Origin of the sequence: Streptomyces chilikensis (assembly GCF_001642695.1) — a bacterium.
In the GTDB taxonomy this organism is placed as follows: domain Bacteria; phylum Actinomycetota; class Actinomycetes; order Streptomycetales; family Streptomycetaceae; genus Streptomyces; species Streptomyces chilikensis.
Window position 1 is genome coordinate 3157280 of record NZ_LWCC02000005.1, and the last position, 7550, is coordinate 3164829.

The window sequence follows — 7550 nt, forward strand, 5'->3', positions numbered from 1 at the left end:
GGGGGGTACAAGCGGCGCCGGACGCTCCCCTGCTGACGTGATGTCACCGCCGGCTGTCCCGGTTGCCTCCTGTTGGTCATGTTTCGGGCGGTAACAATTACGAGTCGGAACCGGCCCGGCCCCGGGCCGCGGCCGGGTGCGGCGGGGCGCTTCCCTAGGATGCCGGGGTGGGTCATGGGCCGATGGCACCGCGCACGGCTCCCGGGGCCCGCGTCAGAGGGCCCTGACCGGAGGGGAGTTCCGTGCATTCGTCGTTCCACGCCGTGGTCGCGCGCCGGTCCGGTGCGGTCCGCGCCGCAGCGGTGTCACTGTTGTCCGGACTGCTGGCCGCCGGTGCGGCCACCGGTGCGGCGGCCGCCACCGCCGACTCGGCCGCGCTCGCGACGCCGCAGTGGAACGCCGGCGGCGCCACGGCCGTCGCCGACGACCTGCGTGCCTTCGGCACCGCGGTGATCCACGGGACGGACGGCGACCGGCAGGTCCCGGCGGGGCTGTTCGAACTCTCCGTGGACGGCGGCGGGACGCTGCAGACCTACGGCGTCGACATCCAGCGCGCCACCCAGCCCGGCGTCGTCTACCAGGAGAGCGACTGGTACGGCACCTCGCTGGCCGGCAACCGGGAGGCCGGCCGGATCGTCTGGGTGCTGCGCCACTCCTACCCGCAGGTGGACGACCTGTCCCAGCTCGCCGAACGGGCCGGCGCCAAGGGGCTCACCGAGCAGGACGCGGCGGCGGGCACCCAGGTCGCCGTCTGGCGGCTCTCCGACGGAGCCGACGTCACCGCCGCCGACCCGCAGGCCGAGCGGCTCGCCGACTACCTGGTGAAGAACGCCCGGCCGGAGAAGGAGCCCCGTGCCTCGCTCCGGTTCGACCCGCCGGCCGCCGCCGGGCGGCCCGGCACCCGGATAGGGCCGGTCGCCGTACGCACCGGTGCCGACGACGTGACGGTCCTGCCGCCCGCGGACACCAGCCCGGCGTGGATCACCGACGCCGAGGGGCACGCGGTCGAGACGGTGGACGACGGCGACGGGCTGTACGTCGACATCCCCCTCGACGCCGACAACGGCGCGGCCACGCTCACCGTGGAGGCGACCACCACCGTGCCGGTGGGGCGGGCGCTGACCTCGGACAGCCGGAGCCAGACCCAGGTGGTCGCCGCGTCCAGCGAGACCACCGTGCGGGCCACCGCCACGACGGTCTGGAGGCGGGACGGCGCCGTGCCCGCCCTGTGGGGCCGCGAGCGCTGCGAGCCGTCCGACTCCGGCCGGGTCTCCGGACTGGACGTCACCCTGCTCAACCGGGGCGACGAGGACTTCACCTACCGGGTGGCCGGCACCGACTACACCCTCGCCCCGGGCGAGCGGCGCACGGTCTCCCAGCCGCTCACCGAGGACGAGGCCTACAGCGTGGGCGTCGAGGCGGCCCCGGGCGAGCGGCGGTCCCTGCGGCCGGTCGTGTTCAGCGGGGTGCTCGACTGCCTCACCGAGAGCGCCGCGTCGGCCGTCCGGACGCAGACCGTGCCCGAGCCGCGCCCGATGCCGTCCACCCCGTCGGTGACCGGCGAGGACCTCGCCACCACCGGCGGAGGCGGCGGCACCGGCCTGGCCGCCTCGATCGGCGCCGGGCTGGTGGTCGTGGGCGCGGCCGTCCTCAGCGTGGTCAGGCAGCACCGCCGGGAAGCCCACCAGGAGTGATCCGGCGGACACGTTCCGCGTCGGCCCCGGAAGGCGGCGCGGGGACGGGCCGTTTTCGTCCTGGGGTGGCGGTACGGCAAGATGGGGTGTATCTGCCCACCGCGAGTTTCAAGCTGCCGGACGGTTTCTCTTGGCTGAGTTCATTTACACCATGCGCAAGGCGCGCAAGGCGCACGGCGACAAGGTGATCCTCGACGACGTCACCCTCTCCTTCCTCCCCGGGGCGAAGATCGGCGTCGTCGGCCCGAACGGCGCCGGAAAGTCGACCGTCCTCAAGATCATGGCCGGTCTGGAGCAGCCCTCCAACGGCGACGCGTTCCTGACCCCGGGCTACACCGTCGGCATCCTCCTCCAGGAGCCCCCGCTCAACGAGGACAAGACGGTCCTGGAGAACGTCCAGGAGGGCGTCGCCGAGGTCAAGGGCAAGCTCGACCGGTTCAACGAGATCGCCGAGCTGATGGCGACCGACTACTCCGACGAGCTCATGGAGGAGATGGGCAAGCTCCAGGACGACCTGGACCACGCCAACGCGTGGGACCTCGACGCCCAGCTGGAGCAGGCCATGGACGCCCTGGGCTGCCCGCCCGGCGACTGGCCGGTGAGCAACCTCTCCGGTGGTGAGCGCCGCCGCGTCGCGCTCTGCAAGCTGCTGCTCGAGGCGCCCGACCTGCTGCTCCTCGACGAGCCCACCAACCACCTCGACGCCGAGTCGGTGAACTGGCTGGAGCAGCACCTCGCCCAGTACGCCGGCACCGTCGTCGCCGTGACCCACGACCGGTACTTCCTGGACAACGTCGCGGGCTGGATCTGCGAGGTCGACCGCGGCCGCCTGCACGGCTACGAGGGCAACTACTCCAAGTACCTCGAGACCAAGGCCGCGCGCCTCAAGGTCGAGGGCCAGAAGGACGCCAAGCGCGCCAAGCGCCTCAAGGAGGAGCTGGAGTGGGTCCGCTCCAACGCCAAGGGGCGGCAGGCCAAGTCCAAGGCGCGTCTGGCCCGCTACGAGGAGATGGCCGCCGAGGCCGACAAGATGCGGAAGCTGGACTTCGAGGAGATCCAGATCCCGCCGGGCCCGCGTCTGGGCAACGTGGTCGTCGAGGTGGAGAACCTCCGCAAGGCCTTCGGTGAGAAGGTCCTGATCGACGACCTGTCGTTCACGCTGCCGCGCAACGGCATCGTCGGCATCATCGGTCCCAACGGCGCCGGCAAGACCACGCTGTTCAAGATGATCCAGGGGATCGAGCAGCCGGACTCCGGCAACATCAAGGTCGGCGAGACCGTCAAGATCAGCTACGTCGACCAGAGCCGCGCCAACATCGACGCCAAGAAGACGCTGTGGGAGGTCGTCTCCGACGGCCTTGACTACATCAACGTCGGCCAGGTCGAGATGCCGTCGCGCGCCTACGTCTCCGCGTTCGGCTTCAAGGGCCCGGACCAGCAGAAGCCGGCCGGCGTGCTCTCCGGCGGTGAGCGCAACCGCCTGAACCTGGCGCTCACCCTGAAGCAGGGCGGCAACCTGCTGCTCCTCGACGAGCCGACCAACGACCTCGACGTCGAGACCCTGTCCTCGCTGGAGAACGCGCTGCTCGAGTTCCCGGGCTGCGCCGTGGTCGTCTCCCACGACCGGTGGTTCCTGGACCGCGTGGCGACGCACATCCTCGCCTACGAGGGCGACTCCAAGTGGTTCTGGTTCGAGGGCAACTTCGAGTCCTACGAGAAGAACAAGGTCGAGCGGCTCGGCCCGGACGCCGCGCGTCCGCACCGCGCCACCTACAAGAAGCTGACCCGGGACTGATCGACTCGTGCGCCATCTCTACCGCTGCCCCCTGCGCTGGGGCGACATGGACGCGTACGGCCACGTCAACAACGTGATGTTCCTGCGCTACCTGGAGGAAGCCCGGGTGGACATGCTGTTCCGCCCGGACCAGGACCATGCCTTCGCGCGGGGGACGGTGGTGGCGCGGCACGAGATCGACTACAAGCGTCAGCTGGTCCACCGGCACGCGCCGGTGGACGTCGAGGTGTGGGTGACGAGGATCCGCGCGGCCTCGTTCACCCTGGCCTACGAGGTCAAGGACACCGGGTCCGGTGACGAGCCGGACCTGGTGTACGCGCGGGCGTCGACGGTGATGGCGCCGTTCGACTTCGCGCTCCAGCGGCCGCGGCGGCTCACCGAGGAGGAGCGGTACTTCCTGGAGAAGTACCAGGACGACGAGGCCGCCGGGTCATGACGAAGCTCCGGTTCGCCGACCAGGGCGAGGCCGCGGACCTCGCCGCCTTCCTCTCCCGGCTCCTGCACTACGACCGCGCCGCCGCGGTCCGGCTCCAGGGCGCGGACGGGGCGGTCGCCGTCTACGGCAGCCCGGCCTCCTTCGAGGTGCTCGCGGTGCGGGCGGTCCGGCTCGCGGACCCGGTGGAGTCCCTCGACCTGACGGTCTCGGCGGGGGAACTGCTGGAGTCGGTGGACGAGGGCGCCGCCGCGGCCGTGGTGCCGGCGGCGGTCACCGGGCCGGCCTGGGCCGGGCTGCTGCCGCCGCGCGGCGGATGGCGGGCCGAGAGCTCGCTGTCGGCGGAGGCGCTGCGGGGGCTGGTCGCCGCCGCTGTGGCCGAGTTCCGCCGGCGGGTCGAGGAGATCCCGCCGCAGGAGCGCACCCGTGCCGAGCTGGACCGCACCGGGCGGCAGATCTGGGCGCGGACGGTCGACGGGACCGGGCTGCCGGTCCGGGCCGTGCACGCCGCGCAGTCCCTCGGGTTCCTGAGGCCGGGGCCCGGCCCGCAGATCCTGTCCTGCGGCTCCTGGCTGCGGCTGCGCACGCCCTACGGTTCCATCGCCGTCCGGCGCGCCGGGCGTCTCGGCGGCCTGGGCGTCGGCGTCGTCTGACGCGGACCGGCACCCCGGTGCCGCCGACCTGCCGGTGCCGCCGACCTGCCGGTGACGCCGCGGCACGACCGGCGCGCCGGCCGTGCCCCAGGTGCCTCCGGCAGGACCTGACGCCGATCCGATCCCCGACGCGGCCTCCACCTGCCCGCGCCGGCCGTGCGCGAGGCCCGCGCCGCCCGTGCCGCGCCGCCCGTGCCGTGCCGCGTCGCCCGAGGCGGCCTCGGTCCGAGGCCGGCACGGCGGTCCGTGTCCCCCGCCCGGTTCCGCCCCGTGGCCGCGTCCGGTCAAGCGGTCCCGTCGGCAGCGGTTCCGTCGTCCGGGTGGACCGTGATGTGGTCGGCCCGGAGTTCCAGCGCCACCCGGTCCCGCATGTCGAGCGCCCTGGTGTACTCGGCGGGCAGCTGGAGGCGGCCCGCCCGGTCCAGGGTGGCGTACTCCCGGGAGACCAGGCGCTCGTGACCGGTGGCCCGGTCGAGTTCGCTGCGGCGCAGCACCTCCGTGGCGGTGCGGCCGTCGCGGATCGCCACGGTGCGCCGGACCTGGTCGGCGACCGCCTTGTCGTGGGTGACGACGACCACCGTGGTGCCCAGCCGTTCGTTGACGGTGCGGAAGGCGCCGAAGATCTGCTCCGCGGTCCGCGAGTCCAGCTCGCCGGTGGGCTCGTCGGCGAGCAGCACCGCCGGGTTGTTGGCCAGGGCCACGGCGATCGCCACCCGCTGCTGCTGGCCGCCGGAGAGCTCGTGCGGGCGGCGGTCGCCGAGGTCGGCGACGTCCAGCAGGGAGAGCAGTTCCCCCGCCCGCTCGGCCTGGTCGCGGCGGCGCGCCCGGACCCCGCGCAGCCGCATCGGCAGCGTGACGTTCTGCGCGGCCGTCAGGTAGGGCAGCAGGTTGCGGGCGGTCTGCTGCCAGACGAAGCCGACGACCTCGCGCCGGTAGGCGAGGCGGGCGCGGGCGTTCATGGCGAGCAGGTCGTGCCCGGCGACCCGGGCCGTGCCGGCGGTCGGCGTGTCCAGGCCGGACAGGATGTTCATCAGCGTGGACTTGCCGCTGCCGGACGCGCCGACCAGCGCCATCAGCTCGCCCTCGCGGACCAGCAGGTCGAGGCCCTGCAGCGCCTGCACCTCGACCCCGCCGACGGAGAAGATCCGCACCAGCCGGTCGCAGGTGATCAGCGCGTCGTGGCCGTAGGCGGGACGTTCGCGGTCGGCCGTGACCCGGTGCGCCAGGTCGGCCAGGGTCGGCCCCGCGCCGGGGCCGGGGTGCTGCGAGGTCATCGTGCGCCTCCTCGGGTTCGGGTCATCGCTGGTCGCCCACCCTCAGTTCGGCGACCGAACCGCGGCGGCCGGTCCACCAGGCCTGGACGGCGGCGATGCCCACGGTCAGCAGCAGCACCGCGGCCATGGGCAGCAGCAGCGAGGGAAGGTCCGGGGTGAGCCGGGCGGCGCCCCCGGGCGTGGTGCCGGAGACGCGCAGGGCGACCGCGGTGAGGTCCACGCCCGGTGCCAGCAGCCGGACCGTCGCCCATCCGGCGAGCACGCCGCCCAGCGCGGCCGGGAGCGCCTGCGGGAGCGACTCCAGGACGAGCAGCCGGCGGCCCTGGCGCCGGGTCAGGCCCATGGTGCGCAGCCGGGCGAGCAGCGCGGCCCGTTCCGGGGCGGCGCGCAGCTGGGTGAGGACCAGGGCGAGCGCGGCGTAGAGCGCTCCGGTCAGGACGGCCGCCGTCCAGAAGCGTTCCGCGCCGGTCTGCAGCGGCGAGTCGACGTGCAGGGCCAGCCGCTCGGTCCGCACCAGGACCGTGGCGGCCTCACCGGCCACCTCGCGGATCCGGTCGCCGTCCGGGCGCTCGCCGCTGAGCAGCAGCAGGTTGGGCCGGGCGGCCTTCGCCGGCAGGGCCGACCGGTCGACGAGCAGGAAGTGCGAACCGGCGACCGCCGGGGTGAGGTCGCGTACCGCCACCACGCGGACGGTGACGGTGGTCCCGCCGGTCAGCCGCAGGAGGGCCGGGCCGTCGCCGAGCAGGTCGGCCACCGAGGGGGAGGCCACGGCGGGCAGGACCGCCCCGCCGGCTTCCGTCCCGCCGGAGTCCGCCCTGCCGGAGTCCGCCCTGCCGGAGTCCGGCGGGACGGAGTCCGGCGGGACGGAGTCGGCCCCGCTCCGGGAGGCCGCGTCCGCCTCCAGGGCGGACGCGGGGAAGGCGCCCAGGCCGGAGCGGGCGGCGAGCGCGGCGTACGGCTCCGGGTCGACCGCGGCGACCGACAGGGAGCGGCGGCCGTCCTCGGTGTCGGACTTGTGGAAGACGGCGGCCGAGGTGCTCCCGCGTACGCCGGGCAGGCCGCGGAGCCGCTCGGCCACCGGGCCCGGGAGCGGGTCCACGGTCTCCACGCGGGCGTCCGCGCCGACCTCCCGCAGCGCGGAGTCCTGACGGGCCTGCTCCACCCCGGCGAGGACCGAGCCGCCGAACGCGGCGGTGGCCAGCGGGACCAGCAGCGCCAGCAGCGGCAGCACCGCCGGGCCCGGGGCGCGGCCCGCGCGGGCCAGTGCCAGGTGGCCGACGAGGCCGCGCAGCCGGCCCGCGGGGCGGGCGGCGAGCCGCAGCAGCGCGGGCAGCAGGCGGGCGACGGCCAGGGCGGTGATCACCGCGATCAGTACGGGCGCGAGCGCGGTGAGCGGGTCGGCGGCGGTGCCGCCGGCGATGCCGCGCCGCCGCAGCGCCTCCACGGCCGCCGCGGCCAGCACCAGCAGGGTGAGCTCGGCGACGGTGCGGCGGCGGGAGGGGCGGGCGGAGGCGGCGTCCTCCCGCGGGGCGTGCACCCGGACCGTGCGGTGGGTGACGGCGGCGCGCAGCGGCAGGGCCAGGGAGGCGACGACGGCCACCGCGCCCGCGGCCAGGGCGGCGGGTCCCCACCGTCCGCCGGGGACGACGAGCAGCGCCGCGGCCAGGCCCAGCGCCGCCGCGGGCACGGCGGCGACGGCGG

The 7550-nt window shown here is 74.9% G+C and carries 6 protein-coding genes; 4 read left to right on the forward strand and 2 right to left on the reverse strand.

Annotated elements, in window-relative coordinates:
* The first annotated feature begins 302 nt into the window (after nucleotides 1-302).
* The 4 genes from A2U95_RS14065 (at nucleotide 303) to A2U95_RS14080 (ending at nucleotide 4575) form a co-directional block, all read left to right on the forward strand.
* The gene (locus A2U95_RS14065; protein WP_240957320.1) at nucleotides 303-1694 is read left to right on the forward strand and encodes a thioester domain-containing protein; all 1392 of its coding nucleotides are present in this window, start codon (nucleotides 303-305) and stop codon (nucleotides 1692-1694) included.
* A 130-nt stretch (nucleotides 1695-1824) separates the two neighbouring features.
* Entirely contained in the window at nucleotides 1825-3489 is a 1665-nt protein-coding gene (ettA, locus tag A2U95_RS14070) for an energy-dependent translational throttle protein EttA (RefSeq protein ID WP_166022468.1), read from the forward strand.
* A gap of 7 nt (nucleotides 3490-3496) precedes the next feature.
* Nucleotides 3497-3925 (forward strand): acyl-CoA thioesterase, encoded by a 429-nt coding sequence (locus A2U95_RS14075; protein WP_166022470.1) that lies wholly within the window; start codon nucleotides 3497-3499, stop codon nucleotides 3923-3925.
* Entirely contained in the window at nucleotides 3922-4575 is a 654-nt protein-coding gene (locus A2U95_RS14080) for a DUF8010 domain-containing protein (RefSeq protein WP_166022472.1), read from the forward strand. The genes A2U95_RS14075 and A2U95_RS14080 overlap by 4 nt, the downstream gene beginning before the upstream one ends.
* 284 nt (nucleotides 4576-4859) lie before the next feature.
* On the opposite strand, the gene A2U95_RS14085 is transcribed toward A2U95_RS14080, so the two are convergent.
* Nucleotides 4860-5849, reverse strand: a complete 990-nt coding sequence (locus A2U95_RS14085) for an ABC transporter ATP-binding protein (RefSeq protein ID WP_166022474.1) — start codon at nucleotides 5847-5849, stop codon at nucleotides 4860-4862.
* 22 nt (nucleotides 5850-5871) lie between these two features.
* Nucleotides 5872-7550: FtsX-like permease family protein (locus tag A2U95_RS14090; RefSeq protein ID WP_166022476.1), on the reverse strand; the 1679-nt coding region annotated here is incomplete at its 5' end.

Coding starts and splice junctions, on each gene's coding strand:
- A2U95_RS14080 (WP_166022472.1), top strand. CDS start 3,922: ATGACGAAGCTCCGGTTCGCCGACCAGGGCGAGGCCGCGGACCTCGCC.
- A2U95_RS14085 (WP_166022474.1), bottom strand. CDS start 5,849: ATGACCTCGCAGCACCCCGGCCCCGGCGCGGGGCCGACCCTGGCCGAC.